This window comes from Salinigranum halophilum, from assembly GCF_007004735.1.
Classification (GTDB): domain Archaea; phylum Halobacteriota; class Halobacteria; order Halobacteriales; family Haloferacaceae; genus Salinigranum; species Salinigranum halophilum.
The window spans coordinates 735,466-752,602 of sequence record NZ_ML660182.1; the positions used below are offsets into that span (position 1 = coordinate 735,466).

18 protein-coding genes are annotated in these 17,137 nt (G+C 69.1%); 8 read left to right on the plus strand and 10 right to left on the minus strand.

Annotated features, from left to right (window positions below; all coding sequences use genetic code 11):
• Positions 1-94: 94 nt before the first annotated feature.
• Positions 95-1,024 carry a PfkB family carbohydrate kinase gene (locus tag E6N53_RS03850; RefSeq protein WP_142857000.1) on the minus strand — a complete coding sequence of 310 codons (930 nt, stop codon included), beginning with the start codon at positions 1,022-1,024 and terminating at the stop codon, positions 95-97.
• A gap of 130 nt (positions 1,025-1,154) precedes the next feature.
• Here E6N53_RS03850 and E6N53_RS03855 point away from each other — a divergent pair, with 130 nt between their 5' ends.
• The gene (locus E6N53_RS03855; protein ID WP_142857002.1) at positions 1,155-2,108 is read left to right on the plus strand and encodes a nucleoside hydrolase; all 954 of its coding nucleotides are present in this window, start codon (positions 1,155-1,157) and stop codon (positions 2,106-2,108) included.
• Positions 2,109-2,261: 153 nt separating this feature from the next.
• Here the strand turns inward: E6N53_RS03855 and E6N53_RS03860 are convergent, their stop codons facing one another.
• Entirely contained in the window at positions 2,262-2,993 is a 732-nt protein-coding gene (locus E6N53_RS03860; RefSeq protein WP_142857004.1) for a ThuA domain-containing protein, read from the minus strand.
• A 97-nt stretch (positions 2,994-3,090) separates the two neighbouring features.
• Here E6N53_RS03860 and E6N53_RS03865 point away from each other — a divergent pair, with 97 nt between their 5' ends.
• Together E6N53_RS03865 and E6N53_RS03870 are read left to right on the plus strand one after the other, a co-directional pair.
• Complete coding sequence (locus E6N53_RS03865) at positions 3,091-3,456, plus strand: hypothetical protein (protein ID WP_142857006.1); 366 nt, start codon at positions 3,091-3,093, stop codon at positions 3,454-3,456.
• A gap of 57 nt (positions 3,457-3,513) precedes the next feature.
• Complete coding sequence (locus tag E6N53_RS03870) at positions 3,514-4,023, plus strand: halocyanin domain-containing protein (protein WP_142857008.1); 510 nt, start codon at positions 3,514-3,516, stop codon at positions 4,021-4,023.
• 2 nt (positions 4,024-4,025) lie between these two features.
• Here E6N53_RS03870 and menC read toward each other — a convergent pair whose 3' ends face one another.
• The 5 genes from menC to menD all read right to left on the minus strand — a co-directional run bounded on the left by menC (position 4,026) and on the right by menD (position 9,959).
• Positions 4,026-5,075, minus strand: coding sequence for an o-succinylbenzoate synthase (gene menC, locus E6N53_RS03875; RefSeq protein ID WP_142857010.1), 1,050 nt, complete (start codon positions 5,073-5,075; stop codon positions 4,026-4,028).
• Between the two features lie 2 nt (positions 5,076-5,077).
• Positions 5,078-6,019, minus strand: a complete 942-nt coding sequence (locus E6N53_RS03880) for a 1,4-dihydroxy-2-naphthoate polyprenyltransferase (protein ID WP_142857013.1) — start codon at positions 6,017-6,019, stop codon at positions 5,078-5,080.
• 674 nt (positions 6,020-6,693) lie between these two features.
• On the minus strand, positions 6,694-7,602 hold the full coding sequence (locus E6N53_RS03885) for a 1,4-dihydroxy-2-naphthoyl-CoA synthase (protein ID WP_142857016.1): 909 nt from the start codon (positions 7,600-7,602) through the stop codon (positions 6,694-6,696).
• A 66-nt stretch (positions 7,603-7,668) separates the two neighbouring features.
• Positions 7,669-8,133 carry a DUF8215 family protein gene (locus E6N53_RS03890; RefSeq protein WP_142857018.1) on the minus strand — a complete coding sequence of 155 codons (465 nt, stop codon included), beginning with the start codon at positions 8,131-8,133 and terminating at the stop codon, positions 7,669-7,671.
• Between the two features lie 68 nt (positions 8,134-8,201).
• The gene (menD, locus tag E6N53_RS03895) at positions 8,202-9,959 is read right to left on the minus strand and encodes a 2-succinyl-5-enolpyruvyl-6-hydroxy-3-cyclohexene-1-carboxylic-acid synthase (RefSeq protein ID WP_142857020.1); all 1,758 of its coding nucleotides are present in this window, start codon (positions 9,957-9,959) and stop codon (positions 8,202-8,204) included.
• Between the two features lie 161 nt (positions 9,960-10,120).
• On the opposite strand from menD, the gene E6N53_RS03900 reads away from it, so the two are divergent.
• Positions 10,121-10,618 carry an HTH domain-containing protein gene (locus E6N53_RS03900; RefSeq protein WP_142857022.1) on the plus strand — a complete coding sequence of 166 codons (498 nt, stop codon included), beginning with the start codon at positions 10,121-10,123 and terminating at the stop codon, positions 10,616-10,618.
• 6 nt (positions 10,619-10,624) lie between these two features.
• On the opposite strand, the gene E6N53_RS03905 is transcribed toward E6N53_RS03900, so the two are convergent.
• Positions 10,625-11,959, minus strand: a complete 1,335-nt coding sequence (locus E6N53_RS03905; RefSeq protein WP_142857025.1) for an isochorismate synthase — start codon at positions 11,957-11,959, stop codon at positions 10,625-10,627.
• An 88-nt stretch (positions 11,960-12,047) separates the two neighbouring features.
• Positions 12,048-12,659, minus strand: coding sequence for a sulfite oxidase-like oxidoreductase (locus E6N53_RS03910; protein WP_142857027.1), 612 nt, complete (start codon positions 12,657-12,659; stop codon positions 12,048-12,050).
• Between the two features lie 133 nt (positions 12,660-12,792).
• Between E6N53_RS03910 and E6N53_RS03915 the strand changes: the two genes are divergently transcribed.
• The 3 genes from E6N53_RS03915 (at position 12,793) to E6N53_RS03925 (ending at position 15,185) form a co-directional block, all read left to right on the plus strand.
• A complete protein-coding gene (locus E6N53_RS03915; protein ID WP_136589123.1) occupies positions 12,793-13,002 on the plus strand; it encodes a DUF7120 family protein in 210 nt (69 codons plus the stop codon).
• 160 nt (positions 13,003-13,162) lie between these two features.
• On the plus strand, positions 13,163-13,441 hold the full coding sequence (locus E6N53_RS03920; protein ID WP_136589124.1) for a UPF0058 family protein: 279 nt from the start codon (positions 13,163-13,165) through the stop codon (positions 13,439-13,441).
• Between the two features lie 55 nt (positions 13,442-13,496).
• Positions 13,497-15,185 (plus strand): rhomboid family intramembrane serine protease, encoded by a 1,689-nt coding sequence (locus E6N53_RS03925; RefSeq protein ID WP_142857269.1) that lies wholly within the window; start codon positions 13,497-13,499, stop codon positions 15,183-15,185.
• Here the strand turns inward: E6N53_RS03925 and E6N53_RS03930 are convergent.
• Positions 15,182-15,820, minus strand: coding sequence for an METTL5 family protein (locus tag E6N53_RS03930; RefSeq protein WP_136589272.1), 639 nt, complete (start codon positions 15,818-15,820; stop codon positions 15,182-15,184). The genes E6N53_RS03925 and E6N53_RS03930 overlap by 4 nt on opposite strands.
• Positions 15,821-16,158: 338 nt before the next feature.
• Between E6N53_RS03930 and E6N53_RS03935 the strand changes: the two genes are divergently transcribed.
• Positions 16,159-17,112: a transcription initiation factor IIB gene (locus E6N53_RS03935; protein WP_136589125.1), complete on the plus strand. Its 954-nt coding sequence runs from the start codon at positions 16,159-16,161 to the stop codon at positions 17,110-17,112.
• Positions 17,113-17,137 lie beyond the last annotated feature (25 nt).

A 17,137-nucleotide genomic window follows, 5' to 3' on the forward strand; every position in this document is an offset into this window, starting at 1 on the left:
GAAGGCGAACAGACCGATCATCAGCCGTTTCTGTCCCGCAGTTGCTTCTGCCATACGAATCCCTGGGAGCCGACAGGCTTAGGCGCACCGCCTCTCACAGGCGCGCGTCGACCGTCTCGGCGTCGGGAACAGCCGGCTGGACGCCTTCTGACTCGGTGGACAGCGCCGCGGCTGTCACCGCGCGTTCGACCGCGGTCCGGAAGGCCTCGCCTGTCGCCAGAGTCGCCGCGAGGTAGCCCGTGAAGACGTCGCCCGCACCGGTGGTGTCGACGGGGTCGACCGCGGGCGGGGCAACCTCGAACGACTCGGGGCCGGCGACGCTGACGAGGTCGGAGCCGTGCGTGACGACGAGCGTCCCCTCGAAGTCCGCGAGTTCGGCTTCGAGGTGGTGGAACTCGGTCGCGTTCGGGACGACGACGTCGACCGCGTCGTGACCGACGAGTGGTTCGGCCCCCGCCGCAGGTGCGGGGTCGACGACGACGGTCGGCGCGTCGGGGTCGGCTGCGAGTCGGTCGAGGAGCCAGACGGCCGTCTCACACGGAATCTCGTTCTGGAGGAGGAGGGCCGACGCATCGCGAACCGTGTCGAGTCGGGGTTCGACGTACTGGCGATCGACGGCGTCGTTCGCGCCGGCGAGGATGGTGATGCGGTTCTCCGCGGCCTCGTCGACGACGATGTACGCCGACCCCGTCGGGCCGTCGACGCGGGCGACGTCGGAGACGTCGACGCCGTGTCCACCGACGCCGCTGCAGACCCCGTACTCGGACTCGTCGTCGCCGACGCAGCCGAGGAACGCCGTGCCGGCACCCGCGTGTGCGGCCGCGACAGCCTGATTCGCGCCCTTTCCACCCAGAGACACCTCGGTCAGCCGGTCGACGAATTCGTTCGGGACGGACTCGACGGCCGTCGTCTCCCCCGGTGCCGGCAGCCAGTCGTACTGTCGTTCGAGCGTCGCGACCGCGTCGTCGGAGAGGTAGCCGACGTGGTCGACGTTGACGCTCCCGAGACTCACCACCTCGTGCATGGCAGGTCTCAGGTACCTCGAATAAAAGCCAGTTGGGATACCACGCCAGACGTGTCAGCGCCGTGAATTTCGACCGGTCGGCTCCGGAACGCTTCGCAGGCGCTTTCACCACTCACTCGTGAGAGGGCGTATGACCCGACGAGTAATCGTCGACACGGACACCGCGGGCGACGACACGCAGGCGCTCGTGCTGTCGCTCCTGTCGGAGCGGGTGACGGTCGACGCCGTGACCGTCGTCGCGGGCAACGTGGAGTTCGAGTACGAGGTCGAGAACGCCAAGTACACGCTCGACCTCCTCGGTCGGTCGGACGTCCCCGTCTACGAGGGAGCTCGCTCGCCGCTCCTCAAAGCGTGGGAGCACGCCGACCAGGTCCACGGCGAGGGCGGCCTCGGCGGCGACCTCTTCCCCGACACGGGCATCGACTCCGCCGATGGCCACGCGGTCGACGCCATCGTCAAGCGCGCCCGCGCCGCGCCGGGGGAGATTTCGCTCCTCTGTATCGGTCCGCTCACGAACGTCGCGCTCGCCCTCGCGCGCGAACCCGACCTGCCCGACCTCCTCGACGAGGTCGTCGTCATGGGCGGGGCTGTCGGCACACTCGGCAACGACACGCCCGCCGCCGAGTACAACTTCTGGGTCGACCCCGACGCGGCCAAGCGGGTCGTCCGCGACCTCGACGTGACGCTCGTCGACTGGGGACTCACCCTCAGAGACGGCTTCTTCGGTCCCGCCGACTTCGAGCGGGTCGCCGCGCTCGACACGCCGACGAGCGAGTTCTTCGAGACCATCACCGAGCGTCACCGGACGTTCTCGAGAGAACAGAACGGCACCGACGGCGTCACTCTCCCCGACTCGCTGGCGGCAGCCTGTCTACTCGCCCCCGAGCTCGTCGACCGCGAGGCGCGCTACCACGTCGACGTGGACGAGCGCGAGGGGCTGACGCGTGGGTACAGCCTCGTCGACGTAAACGGCGTGCTGGACGAGGAGCCGAACGCGACGGTCGTCGAATCCGTCGACGCCGACCGGTTCACCGAGATGGTCCACGCGACGCTCGCCGGCGACGCGCCCGAATCGGTGCTGTGACTCCGGCGGCGACCGACCTCGCAACCGCGACACGCGACTCGACTCGACGGTCGGCCCGCACGCGGCACTCGAACGCAGCGTTCTCCCGCACGGTGAGGGGCCTGCCACGCGGTGACGGGGAGATACCCGTCGCCGCCAGCCCGTGCGACGCACTCAGTCGAGCGTGACGTCCTCGGCGGGTTCCGACTGCTCGAACCGTGGCGTCGGCCCGTCGGTCGGGGCGGCCCAGGCGACCGCGTTGGCTAACACCCGACGGATCTCGTCTTGGTAGTAGATGGGATACGTCTCGTGGCCGGGACGGAAGTAGAAGACGCGCCCGCTCCCGCGGGTGTAACAGCAGCCGCTTCGGAACACCTCGCCGCCTTCGAACCAGGAGGTGAAGACGAGTTCGTCGGGCGCGGGCACGTCGAACCGCTCGCCGTACATCTCCGCGCGAGGGACGACGAACGACTCGTCGAGGCCGGCGGCGATGGGGTGGCCCGGTTCGATGGTCCAGAGCCGCTCGCGCTCGCCTGCTTCGCGCCACTTCAACGCGCAGGAGGTCCCCATCAGCCGTTTGAACGGCTTCGAGTAGTGACCCGAGTGGAGGACGAGCAGGCCCATCCCGTCTCGGACTCGCTCGCAGACGCGTTCGACGACGTCGTCGCGCACCTCGTCGTGCGCGCGGTGTCCCCACCACGTGAGGACGTCGGTCGATTCGAGGACGTCGGGAGTGAGGCCGTGGTCGGGTTCGTCGAGTGTCGCCGTTCGCGTCTCGAACCCGCGCTCGGCGAGGCCGTCGGCGATGGCGGTGTGGATGCCGTCGGGGTACACCGCGCGCACCGCGTCGGCGTCACGTTCGTGTCGGTACTCGTTCCAGACGGTGACCCGTGTCTCGTGTGTCATCGTGATACAGTCGCGTCGTCCCCGGGCGTGATGAACGTGTTGAGTGCGGTGGCCCGCACGGCGAACGGTTCAAACCCGTCCGGTCCAACTCCCGTGCGTGTTCGACCCCGAACCGGTCCGCCACCCGGACGACGAACCCGAGCGCGACGAGGCCGGGCCGTGGCTCGCGATTCTCGCGGGCTGTGCGGCCGTGTGGGTCGCCCTCGCGCTCGTCGACTGGCGACTCCTCTCGGAGGGGACGTTCCTGTGGGCGACGGCGAAGAGCCTCTACACGCTCGTCCTCGCGCCACTCGCGGCCGCGGCGCTGCTGCAGGACACGCGCGCACTCGGCGTCGACGGCATCGAGGTCGGCCCGCTCAAGTGGGCGTACGCGGCCGTCGCGCTGTTCTTCCCGCCCGTCGGTGGCCTGTACCTGTTCCACCGGCGCGCCATCTGCGACCGGGCGACGGCGTCCGTCGACTGAGCGACCGCACGACAGAGAAACAGTCCCGATAAGACGACGGAGCCCCGAGCGACGGGTATGTCCGAACGAACGACGTCGGTGACTCGCCGACGGGCTCTCCGTGTCGGCGCACTGGCGTGTGTAGTGGGTGTCGCTGGCTGTTCCTCCGGCGGCGACGAGAGCGGCGGCGGGAGCGACGGCGAGCGCGAGGCGAGCAGCGATGACGACGGGAGCGGCGGCTCGGCCGACTACGCCGACTGGCTCGCGGACGCTCCCAACTACGACGGCTCGGCCGTCGACCGAACCGGCCAGGGCTCGGTGACGGTCACCGTCGGCGCGGGGAACGGGCTGCTCTTCGACCCGGTCGCCGTCGAGGTGTCGCCCGGAACCACCGTCGTCTGGGAGTGGACCGGCCGCGGCGGGCAGCACAACGTCGTCGAGGCGGACGGGGCGTTCGAGTCCGAACTCGCCTCCGCGCAGGGGACCACCTACGAGCGGACGTTCGACGAGCCGGGTGCCGTGCGGTACTACTGCCTCCCTCACCAGGCGGTCGGGATGAAGGGCGTCGTTGACGTCGTCGAGGACTGACCTCAGCCGTCGGCGTCGAGACCAGAGAACGCCTCGCCGGCCAGGCCAGGACCCGCGGGGACCGTCATCCCGCCGTCGACGACCGGCGCGGGGTCGGCCGCGAGGTCGCGGGAGAGGAAGTCGCCAGTCGCGAGACCGCACGCCGGCGGGTCGCCGAGCGCGGCGGCGACGTGGAGCGCGCCCGTCCGGGCGACGACGGCGTCGATGGTCGTGGTCACGACGCTGCCGAGGCCCGCCTCGCGCGCCTGCTCGGCGACCGCGAGGGCTTGGTCGACCCCGCCGAGCGCCATCGGCTTCAGCACGAGTACGTCCGCCGCCGCTCGGGCGAGTATCTCGTCGACGGTGCTGGTGGCGAGCGTCTCGTCGACGGCGACGCGGAACGGACATCGCTCACGGAACGACGCGTGGCCCGCGACGTCTGCGGCGTCGAGCGGCTGTTCGACGTACTCGAGGTCGACCCCACGCTCGGCGACACGCTCGACGAACCGCGTCGCCTCGTCTGTCGTCCACGCCCCGTTGGCGTCGACGCGCAGGGCCACCTCGGCGGCGGCCTCCCGTGCGGCGACGACGCGCTCGACGTCCCGCTCGACGAGGCCGACTCCGACCTTCAGCTTCACGCAGTCGTAGCCCGACGCCACGGCGGTCGTGACGGCGTCGGCCGTCTCGGTCGGCCCCTCGTCTCCGACGGTCGCGTTGACCGCGACCGTCTCGGCGACGTCCCCCCCATCGCCAACGAGAAAGCGTGCGAGCGACACACCCTCACCTCGCGCGCGCGCGTCGAACAGCGCGAGCGAGACGGCGTGGCGGGCCGCCGGCGCGTCGTCGAGAACGTTCGCCGAGAGCGCCGCGCCGAGGTCGTCGACGAGTTCGAGCGCGCGGCGGCAGTCGTCGTACGACTCGGTCCAGCCCGGCAGGGGCGTGGCCTCGCCGACCCCCTGAACGTCGCCGACGGTCCCGCGAACGACGAAGCCCCTTCGAACGCTGATGTCGCCACGCGCCGTCGACAGTGGCCGCTCGAGCGGGAGGGCGAACCGAGTGACGTCGACGGACATCGTCAGAGCGCGAACCCGACCGCCGCGAGCGCGGCGTACAGTGCGAGCGTCTTGCCGTTCTGTTCGAGCGCGGGGTTCAACGCAGCGCCGGACTCCTCGGTGAGCACCGTCCGGGTGACGAGCGCGGCGAGCGGGAGCGACAGTAGCGGCAGCAGTACCGGCAGCCCGAACGCGGGGGTGGTGAACAGGTAGAGTGGGACGGCGTACGCGAGTGCGAACAGCGCGACGTACTCGGCCCGTCCGAACCGGGCACCGAACCGGACGACGAGCGTTCGTTTCCCCGTGCGGGCGTCTTCTCGTCGGTCTCGCAGGTTGTTCACGACGAGGATGTTCGTCGAGATGGCGGCGATGGGAAGCGAGGCGACGACGGCTGCCGTGGTGACCGTATCGGGCGGAAGCCACAGCGGGAACGCCCCCGCGAGCACGGCCGCGGCCTGCACGTAGTACGTTCCGACGACGGCGACGAGGCCGAAGAAGACGAAGACGAACACGTCACCGAGGCCGTGGTAGCCCAGCGGGTAGGGGCCGCCGGTGTAGGCGATGCCCGAGAGGACCGAGAGGAGTCCCACGACGAGGATGGGCACCCCGCCGACGGAGACGAGGTAGGTGCCGACGACGACGGCGACGAGGAAGGTGAGGTACATCGCGCGCTTCACCTCCGGCGCGGAGATGAGTCCCGAGGCCGTCACCCGCGTGAACCCCTCTCGCGCCTCGGTGTCCGCGCCCTGGACGGCGTCGTAGTAGTCGTTCGCGAAGTTGGTCCCGACCTGGATGAGCGCCGCACCGAGGAGGGCGAAGAGGGCGGGCAGTGCGGCGAAGACGCCGTCGTGGACCGCCAGCCCCGTCCCGACGACGACGGGGGCGATGGCCGCGGGCAGTGTCTGCGGGCGGGCGGCCATCACCCACGCCTTCGTCCGGGAGACGTCTGTCGAAGTCGCGCTCATTGGCTCAGATTCAGGACGCGAGGAGCCTAAATGGTGCGTTTCGTGCAGGGGTTCGGGGTCGCCTTCCCCCTGTGCACGACGTCGTGCGACCTCTGTGATTCCTTCGTTCGGGGCAGAGCCCGGACAGAGGTGTACTCGGCCGAAGGTGTCCGGGAAGGCGCGAGCGAAACGGTCCGAGACGTGTTGTCGGCAGTGGTCACGGGGGGCGTGGGTCCTCCTGCATGGTGGTGACATTGTCTCGTCCTCTCTATTCGACAGGGAGCCCTCGTCAGCAGCTGGATCATTTCCAAATGCTCACACGATTTCGAGCCGAATTGCTCGTTTCTCACGCGGGTTCTATCTGGAAAAAGATTTTCTGACACCTGGTGAGCACGTTCGAGAAGAGACAGATTCGTCCGTGAGTGCGTCGTGCTGAGTCTCAGACACCAGAGCGGTGAGACCACAGACCTCCCCAGCCGATTCGCTCGTTCGCATCACTCACGCGCTCGTCCCTCACGTGTCGTCGCGGCCGGTGCCGCGACTGTCGCGCCACCGTACGCTCGGCAGTCGCCCTGCGACTCTCCAGTGGCCGACCGCGAGGCTCGCGTATACTCGCCTCGCGGCTCTTTTTTGACCGAGCTTTTTTCAACGAGCGGTTCGCGCAGAGCGCGAATCCGAGGCACAAAAACGGTCGTCTAGTAGTGCCAGGGGAACTTTCGAAATTCAGGCTCGCGCTTCTCCAGGAAGGCATCTCTGCCCTCCTGGGCCTCGTCGGTCATGTACGCCAACCGCGTGGCCTCGCCCGCGAACACCTGTTGGCCGACCATCCCGTCGGTGTCGAGGTTGAACGCGTACTTGAGCATCCGAATCGCCGTCGGCGACTTCTTCGTAATCTCGTCGGCCCACGCCAGCGCCGTCTCCTCCAGTTCGTCGTGGTCCACGACTTCGTTCACCATCCCCATCTCGTGGGCTTCGGCGGCATCGTAGTCGCGCCCGAGGAAGAATATCTCGCGGGCCTTCTTCTGCCCGACCTGATGAGCGAGGTACGCCGAGCCGAATCCGCCGTCGAAGGAGGCGACGTCGGCGTCGGTCTGCTTGAACACGGCGTGCTCGCGCGAGGCGAGCGTGAGGTCACAGACCACGTGCAGCGAGTGACCGCCGCCGACAGCCCACCCCGGGACCACGGCGATGACGGGTTTGGGCATGAACCGGATGAGTCGCTGTACCTCGAGGATGTGGAGTCGACCGACCTTCGGAGCCCCGTCGTCCGCGTCGCCCTGGGCGTCGTCGTCCTCGTACTCGTACCCCGACGCCCCCCGAATCGCCTGGTCGCCCCCGGACGAGAAGGCCCAACCGCCGTCTTTCTCCGAGGGGCCGTTGCCGGTGAGGAGCACGCAGCCGACCGCCGGGTCCTGCCGGGCGTGGTCGAGCGCGACGTACAGTTCGTCGACCGTCCGGGGCCTGAAGGCGTTTCGGACCGCCGGGCGGTCGAAGGCGATGCGGACCGCGGGCACGTCGGCGGCCCGGTGGTAGGTGACGTCGGTGAACTCCTCGGCCGCGTCGACTGGCTCCCACCGGTCGCCGTCGAAAATCTCAGAGACCATACGCCGAGGGCGGGTCGGGCGCGCAAAAAGATTCGCGTCTGCGGGGTGACGAAGGGAGTCGACGGGTCAGTCGGCGGAGCGCCCGACGAGAGCGACGAGCGGCGGGAACAGCCCCGCGCCGACCACACCGACGACAAACGCCGTCGGCAGCAAGAGCGAGGCGCCGGCACCGGTCGTCGCACCGACCAGGCCGGGCAGCGTGATACCGACGACGACGACCGTGTTGAAGTACGCGATGCGGGCGAGACTCAGTCGCGTGCTCGTCTTCGGCCACTCCGCCCCGACGGCGAGCGTGCGGCGTTTGACGGCCGCTGCGACGAGGATGAAGCCCGTCGCCGTGACGATGGTCCGGCCGCTGAGGGTGGCGCTGTTGAACAGGACGACGAGGACGAACGCGGGGATGGCGAAGACGACGAGTTCGGAGGTGGCGTCGAACAGGCGTTCGAGCCAGGTGCCGACGGCGTCGTTCTCCGGGCGGAGGCGGATGCGACGCTCTTCGATCTCGGGCGTCGTGCCGCGATGCTCGTCCATGCAGGGGGGAACGAAGAGGAGTCAATTAACGGTGTTGGGCTCCGCCTGCCCGACCGCGCCGGACGCGCTCAGTTCGCGTCGAGCAGCCGGTCGACGACACGCGCTTTCAGCCGACTACGGACCCGATGGCTCGCCTCGGCGTCGGTCTCCACCTCGATGACCTGCGTCCCCTCGCGTGCGACCGACTCGGCGTACGCGTCACGGAACCCGTCCGCACCCACACGAGCGAAGGAGAGGTCGTACAGGTCCGCCGTGGGGGCGAAGTCCAGCCCGTGTGGCGTGACGAACTGCTCGGTGAACGGCGGCTCGAAGTCGGCGATGGGGAGCATATGGAAGATGCCGCCGCCGTCGTTGTTCACGACGACGATGGTCGCGTCGACGTCACAGCGACCCAGCGCGAGCAGACCGTTCATGTCGTGGTAGTACGCGAGGTCACCCGTCACCAGCGTGAGTGGGTCGGTCGTCGCACTGCCCGCCCCGAGCGCCGTCGAGACGATGCCGTCGATGCCCGACGCGCCGCGGTTGCCCAGGACGGTGAGGGATTTCGCGACCGGCGCGCCGAAGCGGTCGAGGTCGCGGACGGGCATGGAGTTCGAGACGAAGAGTGTGGACGGGTCCGGCGCGTCCCGTGCGACGGCCGCCAGCACGCGGCCCTCACAGAACGACGGCGACGACGCGAACTCGTCGAAGTGCGCGTCGTCGGCGTCGAGCCACCGCTGTTTCCACTGGTTGCTCCCGGAGCCGCGACCGAGCGTCTGTGCGAGCCGCCACGCGAGCGTCGAGGGGTCGGCGACGACGAGGTCCGTCGCCGTGAACTCCGCCTCGCGCCACCCCGCCGCGGGGTCGACGAGGAACTGCCGCGCCCCCGTCCGAGCGAGGTACTTCCGGAGCGGTTTGGACGTGGGCGACGCGCCGATGCGGAGGACGACCTCGAGAGCCGGCCACGCCTCGGTGAGCCGCTCGTCGAGGAAGCCGTCGTAGCCGCCGACGACGGGCGTCGTTCGGACGTGCCCGCCGAACCGGAGGCCGGAGAGCGGGTCTGCGAGCACGGGAAAGTTCGTCGCGTGCGAGAGTGCGGCGACCGTCTCGGCGTCGACGCCCGGCGCGTCCGCGGGTCCGGCGACGATGAGGCCGCGCTCGGTGTCGAGTTCTCGCGCCACCGTACGCAGTTCTTTCTCGTCGACCTCCTGGACCCCTGGCGACGTGCGGACGAACGGCGTGTCGCCGTCGCGACCCTCGCGCGCCAGTGTCGAGAGCGAGTCCGGAACGTCGCCGTCGACGGGCGTCGGCTCCAGCGGCTTGCGGAACGGGACGTTGAGGTGGACCGGGCCCGCGGGCGCACCCGTCGCCTTCGCTACCGCTCGGCCTACCGTCGTCCGCAGCGACCGAAGTTTCCGGTCGGTGGCCTCGGGTTCGGCGACGTCGCGGTACCATCGGGTCGACGTCCCGAACAGTTTCTCCTGGTCGATCGTCTGGTTCGCGCCCGAGTCACGGAGTTCCGGTGGGCGGTCCGCGGTCAAAACCAGGAGTGGGACACGCGACTGTGACGCCTCGATGACGGCGGGGTGGAAGTTGGCCGCCGCGGTTCCGGAGGTGCAGACGAGTGGCGTCACCTCGCCCGTCCGTCGCGCACGGCCGAGCGCGAAGAACGCCGAGGACCGTTCGTCGAGGTGCGAGAAGACGTGGACGTCCTCGTGGCGGTCGAAGGCGACGGTGAGGGGGGTCGAACGGCTCCCCGGCGTGATACACACCGCGGAGACGCCGCCGCGGACGAGTTCGTCGACGAACGCCTCGGCCCAGAGGGTGTTCCGGTTCGGCGCGGTCATTGCCCTGGGTTGGGGGGTCGGCGTCAATACTCCTGTGGGTTCGTGCCGCGTCCCCCACCGTAGAACGGGACGAATCCCGAACGAAATATAGTGACGATAATACACATATTTCGTCTACTAGCTAACACTTTTGCGGTGATATGCGGATAGACTAGTCAGAGATGAACCCGATGGGGGAGAACCTGGACGTTCTGTCTGAACTGCCCGTGCACGGCGAGGTGACGATGACGCTCCGGACGCGGACGCCCGTCTGTGGCGCGCGGACGACGGTCATCAATCGGCTGGGCCGGCTCCGGGCCGCCGGCGTCATCGAGGAGTTCGAGGTGCAGACGTGGCCCGACGAGGTGGTACTCTCGGACGGGGCGACGACGGACGACGCGGTGCAGACGTTCGAGCGCTTCGAACGCTGGGCCGACGAACGAGGTGTGAGCGTCCGCCCGGCGTTCGACGTCCGGACGCTCTCGTCGCTCGTCGGGCGGAGTCGTGAGGTCCTCACGCTCCCGATGATGAGCCTCGCCGTCCGGTCGGGCGACGACCTCGTCGGCGTGTTCCCTTCACAGCGCGGGGAACGGACGTGGACCATCGGCGACTGCCTGGACGCGTACGAGCGTCACCTCGACGGTGGGCGGGGGGCCGACGGAGAACCAGCCAGCCCGTAGCCCCGCTCACCCGTCCGTCTCGAGTTCGTCGAGGATCGGTCGGTACTTCAACTGCACCTCGTCCCACTCGCGGTCGGGGTCCGAGTCGGCGACGATGCCGACGCCGGCGAACGCCGTCACCTTCTGCTGTGAGGCCACGGCCGACCGGAGCGCGACGGCGAACGAGCCGTAGCCGGCGGCGTCGATCCACCCGACGGGAGCGGCGTACCAGCCACGGTCGAACGGCTCGGTCTCGCGAATCGTCGCCAGCGCGGCCTCGGGCGGGAGTCCACCGACCGCCGGGGTGGGGTGGAGCGCCTCGACGAGGTCGAGCACGTGATAGTTCCGGCCGAGTTCGGCCGTGATGGGCGTCCAGAGGTGCTGGACCGTCGCAAGTCGGCGGACCTGACGCTCGCCCATCGCGACGGACGCCGCGAAGGGGGCGAGTTGGTCGCGGATGGTCTCGGCGACCAGGTCGTGTTCGTGGACGTTCTTCTCGGACTGCATGAGTTCGCGGGCGAGCCACTCGTCCTCGGTGGGCGTCTCGCCGCGGCCGGTCGTCCCCGCGAGCGCGCCGGTCTCGACCGTCCGCCCGCGGACGGAGACGAGCCGCTCGGGCGTCGCGCCGAAGAAACTCGCGTCCCCCTCCGCGGGCTCGACGAGGAACCGGTGGCAGTCGGGGTACTTCTCTCCCAGGCGGACGAGCGTGTCGGAGAGCGACAGCGGCGCGTCGAGGTCGACCGCCAGGGCCTGTGCGAGCACGACTTTTCGGAGGTCGCCCGCGCGGATGCGTGCGACGGCCGCCTCGACCCCGTCACGCCAGTCTTCGAGCGCCGTCGTCCGGGTTCGCCCGCGGATGCCCGGTCGGGGGGACATCGGTTCGTCGGCGAGGTCTTCGAGGCGCTCGCGCTCGGCGCCGAGGCGCGCCTCGACGGCCTCGACCGTCGCGTCGGGGCCGACGGCGTTGACCGTGAGCCACGTGCCGTTGTCGGCGTAGGTCACCTGGACTCTGGGGAAGACGAATCGGGCGTCGGGGAACGCCTCCCAGGGGCTCCGTTCGGCACCGTCGTCGTGGAACGCGAACCCGCCGAACAGTCGGGGGCGGGCCGCTTCGGTGCCGGCGTGGACGTCACCCGTCTCGAACAGCGCCTCGGCCGCCTCGCGCACCCGGACGAAGCGGTCGGCCCCGTTCGCGGTGATGGTCGCCGCGGCGCCGCTGCCGACGATGGTCGCGTCGCCCGGGGCGCTCCAGACCGTTCGCGGACGCGTCGCGGTTTCGAGGACGGCTCGGAACGGTGGGTCACGGATCTGCACCGTCCGGCTGACGAGGTGTTCGACCTCGCCAGTCTGTAACGGTTCCATTGCCCGTCTCTCAGGACCACGTGCTCTTGTACCTGACTATCGGGCCAGCCTCGTCGTGCCGAACGGCCGGGCTGGGGCCCCAGCGCGGTCAGGCGTACCGCTCTTCGGCCCAGGGGTTCGCGGTGTTCGAGTAGCCGCGCTTCTCCCAGTACCCCCGTTCGGGCTCGGTGAGGAACTCCACGCCGGAGACCCACTTGGCACCCTTGTACGCGTACTTGTGCGGCGTGACGACGCGGAGCGGTCCGCCGTGTTCTGCGGGCAGCGACTCGCCGTCGAACTCGGTGACGAACAACACACCCTCCGCGAGGCAGTCCTCGAGCGGCAGGTTGGTGGTGTAGTCGTCCATCGCGTGGAACATGACGTGGACGGCGTCGTCGGTGACACCGGCTGCGTCCGCCAGCGCCGTGAAGGGCACACCGGTGAACTCGCAGTCGAACTTGCTCCAGCCGGTGACACAGTGGAAGTCCTGTCTCTGTCTCTCGGTCGGGAGGGCCACGAACTCCTCCCAGGAGAGTGTCAGCGGGTCGTCGACGGCACCCCACACCTCGAACCGCCACGACTCGCGGTCGAAACTCGGCGTCCCGGACTTCGACAGGACGGGGAATCGACTCGTCTCGCGCTGGCCCGGCGGGAGCCGGTCGTCGCCGTACGTGCGGTAGAGTCCCGTGAGGTCTTTCACATCCGTCCTTCGGTCGTGCACCACCTATTCGTACCGACTTCCCGCGGGCCTCAGGGGTGACCGACCGCTGCCCGGACGGTCGTCTCACGTCCTGACGCGCCCACGAGCCCCCGCCAGAGTTAAATAAGGTCCCTTCAAACCCCCGCACAGTCAGATGCCGAACGTAGAGATAACCGTCCCCGAACACCTGGAGATGCAGATCGCACAGATGGTCGAACAGGGGGAGTTCGTCACCCGCGAGGAGGCCATCGAGGAACTGCTCTCGACGGGACTGCGCGCGTACAAGACGAGCGGCCCGCTCGAAGACGACCAGGAGTTCCAGGACGACGGGATGATGGGGCACGAAGACGAGTACGTCTTCTGAGCGGCGAGTAGCCCGGCAGGGCGACGGACGACCCCGAACGCAGCACAGACGTCCCCGCCGGTAAAGCGAGCGTGCGTCCCGCCTCGAGTCGATGGCGAGCCCCCGCTGTGTCAGACGGGCCCCAACAATCCTTAAACGGGACTCTCCCGTACCACGGAGTATGCACAAGGACGAACTGCTCGAACTCCACGAGCAACTCGTGGTCATCAAAGATCACTTCAAGACGCGCGAGGAGGTCCCCGACGGCCTCTTCGACGAGTACGAGAGCCTCGGCGTCGACCCCTCGCACGTCCACAAGTCGAAGTCGGAGCACAAACACGCCGTCTTCGTCCTCGGGAGCGCGCTCGCCTCGGCGATGTCCGACGACGAGTTCTCCAGCGCCGGTCGCGTCGGCAAGCGGATGGAGGAACTCGCCGAGGACGCCGAGTCGAAGCTCTGAGCGTGCGTGAGACCACCCCGCCCCTGACGTCCCGCCGCTAGCCGTGCAGTTCGCACTGCCCGCCGTCCCCCCGTGGCTCCCCCTCCAGCAGCTCGTCGTCGTCGTGGCCGTGGTCGCCTCGCTCCTCGCGGTCTGGTACGCCGAGCGCCCCGCCGGACGCTGGGGGGCGCGGCTGCGACACCGTTTCGTCGCCGGCGTCCCCTGGGGAACACTCGTCGTCGCGAGCGCGGTGCTCGGCTTCTACCTGTTCGTCCAGGCGGGACTCGACTACTGGTTCTCCCCAATCGTCATCCCGTTCCGGGCGTGGTCGTACTTCTACCCCCTGGGGATGGTCGCCTCCGGCTTCGCGCACGCGGGGCCGAACCACCTCCTCGGGAACCTCGTCGGCACGCTCGTCTTCGCCCCCATCGCCGAGTACGTCTGGGGGCACTTCCCCACGGCGCGCGGGTCGTCGTCGTTCTCGTCGTGGCGGACGAATCCCTACGTCCGGGCGTTTCTCCTCTTCCCCGGCGCTGTCTTCGCCGTGACGGTGCTGACCTCCGTGTTCGCCATCGGTCCGGTCGTCGGTTTCTCGGGTGCCGTGTTCGCCTTCGCCGGGTTCGCGCTCGTCCGGTACCCGCTGACGACGGTGGTCGCGCTGGTCGCCGGCCGGGTGCTCGGACTCCTCCGGGCCGCCCTCCAGACGCCGACGGTGGAGGCGACGGCCCGGCCGACGTTCTCGACCCCCTGGTGGGCCGAAATCGCCATCCAGGGTCACGCGATCGGCCTCTTCGCCGGCGTGTTGCTCGGGGTGTGGCTGCTCCGCCACCGTGGCGACGCCCGCCCGCCCGCCGGCCGAACCTGGGCTGGCGTTCTCCTCTTTGCGGTGTCGCAGTCGCTCTGGGCCGTCTACTGGTTCCGCGGCGGAGAGACGTACGTCCTGTTCCGCGCACTGGGCGTCGTCCTCGTCTTCTCGCTCGCGACGCTCGTCGCGCTCACTGTCACCGCCTCCGACCGGCCGCTGTTCGGACGGCCGGGGGGAAGCGGCGTCGACCGGTCCCTCCTCGCCCTGCCGCGCTGGCAGTGGGGCGTCGTCGTCATGGTGCTCGTGGCGTCGGCGCTCGCCGGCCCCGCCGTGCCAGTGAACCTCTTTACCGCCTCCGACGCCGACCTGCCCGGTGAGCCGGTCGAGATTCGCGACTACGAGGTGGTCTACGCCGAAGACGTCACCGACGGGATGGTCGCCGCCGTGAACGTCAGCGCGTTCGGCGAGACCACCTCGGTGAACACCTCCGGCGTCATCGTCCGCAGCGACGAGCGCGGCATCTGGACGACTGCGGTGAGCAAAGGTCGGCTCGGCTTCGAGGGCCGGACGGCCGTCCGCGTCGGCGGTGTCGGCTGGCGCGAGACCGTCGTCGTCGAGCGCCGCGGGTGGACCGTCACCGGTGGCAACGTCACCTACCTCGTCAACCTGACCCACGCGGGCGAGACGCGGACGGCCTACCGCGCTCCGCCCGCGCGGGCGTCACCCGTCATCGGCGGCCGCAACGTCTCGGTCGCCGTCGAGGAGCGTCGGTTCCTCGTCGGTGTCTCGCGCGACAACGAGACGGCCCGTGCACCGATTCCGCCGGTGAACGAGTCGGTGACGCTCGACGGAGTGACGTTCCGGCGGACCGAGAAGGGGCTCTTCGCCGTGTACGAGGGAACCAGGGTACAGGTCGCCACGCCCGAGACGTACCGCGGACAGCGGGCACCGGCGGACTAGTCGTCTCGCTCGGCGTCCCAGACGATTCGGTACACCTCGGTTCGGAGCTCCTTCCGCGCTTCCTCGTGGAAGTCGAACTGCCGTTCGAGGTCGAACGTCGCCTCGAACGCGTGGGTCACCTCGCCCCCGTTGTCGGCGGCGAACGCCTCGACGAACTCCTGGCTGCCCGCGTTGTGGATGGAGTACGACACGTCGGCGATGGCTGCGGCGGTCGCGAGGAAGGCCCGGTCGGCGTGTTCGTGACCGCGCTGTGCGCCGAACGGCGGGTTCATCACGACGGTCGTCCGCTCCGTCGTCGTGATCGGACAGCGGGTCGCGTCGGCCTGCACCCAGTGGATTGGTGTGGTCGTTCCCACCCTGACTCGGTTGGTGCGGGCCGTCGACAGCGCGGCGCGGTCGACGTCAACGCCAACGACGCGCGCGGCACCACGGAGCGCTGCGCCGAGCGCGAGCATCCCGGTCCCCGTGCCGAGGTCGACGACGGTCCGTCCCTCGATGTCGTCGTTGAGGTCCGCGACGTGGACGACGTGAGCGGCGAGGTCCGGCGGTGTCGGGTACTGTTCGAGGCTCACGCGTGGACTCTCGAACCCCGCGACGACGGCGAGTTGGGTCTCCAGTGCAGCCTTCGTCGCCACGGCTACGTCCCCCCTCGACCGTCGGTGGCCCGAGCGGGTCGCTCGTGACCGGTGCGTCTGCTTGTCGGATTCGGCGGCCGCGTCATACGTGTGATATTTTCGAGTTATGGTAAAAATCTCTCGTATGTGTAGAGGTAATCTTCCCCGACCGTCGCGCCGAGACCGGTCGGCCCGGTGCGCCGGCGAGTCGTCTCCGACGCGACCGGACACTCGTCGACCCCACTTGACTGCACTGTCGACGGAGAGGGCCGGTGACGCCGCCGTCGGGACACGGTTTTCGGACTGTATCAAAAATCTGTTACAAAGGTTTAAATTTACCCCTCACCACAAACCTTATAATGGAACGTCCGAGTCGGCAGCGTCAGCGCGAGCAGGCATCGGAACAGGAGTCGGACGAACAGGTCGTCTGTCCTGAGTGTGACTCGGAAAACATCATCACCGACGCCGACCAGGGCGAGTTGGTGTGTGACGACTGTGGGCTCGTTCTGGACGAGCGACAGATCGACCGCGGGCCGGAGTGGCGGGCGTTCAACCACTCCGAGCGCCAGTCGAAGTCGCGCGTCGGTGCCCCCATCACCGAGACGATGCACGACCGGGGACTGACGACGACCATCGACTGGAAGGACAAAGACGCCTACGGTCGGTCGCTCTCTTCCGAGAAACGCTCGCAGATGCACCGCCTGCGGAAGTGGCAAGAGCGCATCCGGACGAAGGACGCGGGCGAGCGTAACCTCCAGTTCGCGCTGAGCGAGATCGACCGGATGGCGAGCGCGCTCGGCGTGCCGCGGTCGGTGCGCGAGGTCGCGTCGGTCATCTATCGACGTGCGCTCAACGAGGACCTCATCCGCGGGCGAAGTATCGAGGGTGTCGCCACCAGCGCGCTCTACGCCGCCTGCCGCCAGGAGGGTATCCCCCGCTCGCTGGACGAGGTCGCCGAGGTCTCCCGCGTCCCACAGAAGGAGATCGGTCGTACCTACCGGTACATCTCCCAGGAACTCGGCCTCGAACTCAAGCCGGTCGACCCCAAGCAGTTCGTCCCGCGCTTTGCGAGCGCGCTGAACCTCTCCGAGGAGGTCCAGGCGAAGGCCACCGAGATCATCGACGTCTCCGCCGAGCAGGGGCTGCTCTCGGGGAAGTCGCCCACCGGCTTCGCGGCCGCGGCCATCTACGCGGCCTCGCTCCTCTGTAACGAGAAGAAGACCCAGCGTGAGGTCGCCGACGTCGCGCAGGTGACCGAGGTCACCATCCGCAACCGGTATCAAGAACAGATCGAAGCGATGGGCTTCCGCTGAGCCTCGGCCGCGACGCCGTACTGGG

What these genes read in the sequence shown, in the direction of transcription:
- E6N53_RS03850 (WP_142857000.1), bottom strand. Translation starts at nt 1,024, where the DNA reads ATGCACGAGGTGGTGAGTCTCGGGAGCGTCAACGTCGACCACGTCGGC.
- E6N53_RS03855 (WP_142857002.1), top strand. Translation starts at nt 1,155, where the DNA reads ATGACCCGACGAGTAATCGTCGACACGGACACCGCGGGCGACGACACG.
- E6N53_RS03860 (WP_142857004.1), bottom strand. Translation starts at nt 2,993, where the DNA reads ATGACACACGAGACACGGGTCACCGTCTGGAACGAGTACCGACACGAA.
- E6N53_RS03870 (WP_142857008.1), top strand. Translation starts at nt 3,514, where the DNA reads ATGTCCGAACGAACGACGTCGGTGACTCGCCGACGGGCTCTCCGTGTC.
- menC (WP_142857010.1), bottom strand. Translation starts at nt 5,075, where the DNA reads ATGTCCGTCGACGTCACTCGGTTCGCCCTCCCGCTCGAGCGGCCACTG.
- E6N53_RS03880 (WP_142857013.1), bottom strand. Translation starts at nt 6,019, where the DNA reads ATGAGCGCGACTTCGACAGACGTCTCCCGGACGAAGGCGTGGGTGATG.
- E6N53_RS03885 (WP_142857016.1), bottom strand. Translation starts at nt 7,602, where the DNA reads ATGGTCTCTGAGATTTTCGACGGCGACCGGTGGGAGCCAGTCGACGCG.
- E6N53_RS03890 (WP_142857018.1), bottom strand. Translation starts at nt 8,133, where the DNA reads ATGGACGAGCATCGCGGCACGACGCCCGAGATCGAAGAGCGTCGCATC.
- menD (WP_142857020.1), bottom strand. Translation starts at nt 9,959, where the DNA reads ATGACCGCGCCGAACCGGAACACCCTCTGGGCCGAGGCGTTCGTCGAC.
- E6N53_RS03900 (WP_142857022.1), top strand. Translation starts at nt 10,121, where the DNA reads ATGAACCCGATGGGGGAGAACCTGGACGTTCTGTCTGAACTGCCCGTG.
- E6N53_RS03905 (WP_142857025.1), bottom strand. Translation starts at nt 11,959, where the DNA reads ATGGAACCGTTACAGACTGGCGAGGTCGAACACCTCGTCAGCCGGACG.
- E6N53_RS03915 (WP_136589123.1), top strand. Translation starts at nt 12,793, where the DNA reads ATGCCGAACGTAGAGATAACCGTCCCCGAACACCTGGAGATGCAGATC.
- E6N53_RS03920 (WP_136589124.1), top strand. Translation starts at nt 13,163, where the DNA reads ATGCACAAGGACGAACTGCTCGAACTCCACGAGCAACTCGTGGTCATC.
- E6N53_RS03935 (WP_136589125.1), top strand. Translation starts at nt 16,159, where the DNA reads ATGGAACGTCCGAGTCGGCAGCGTCAGCGCGAGCAGGCATCGGAACAG.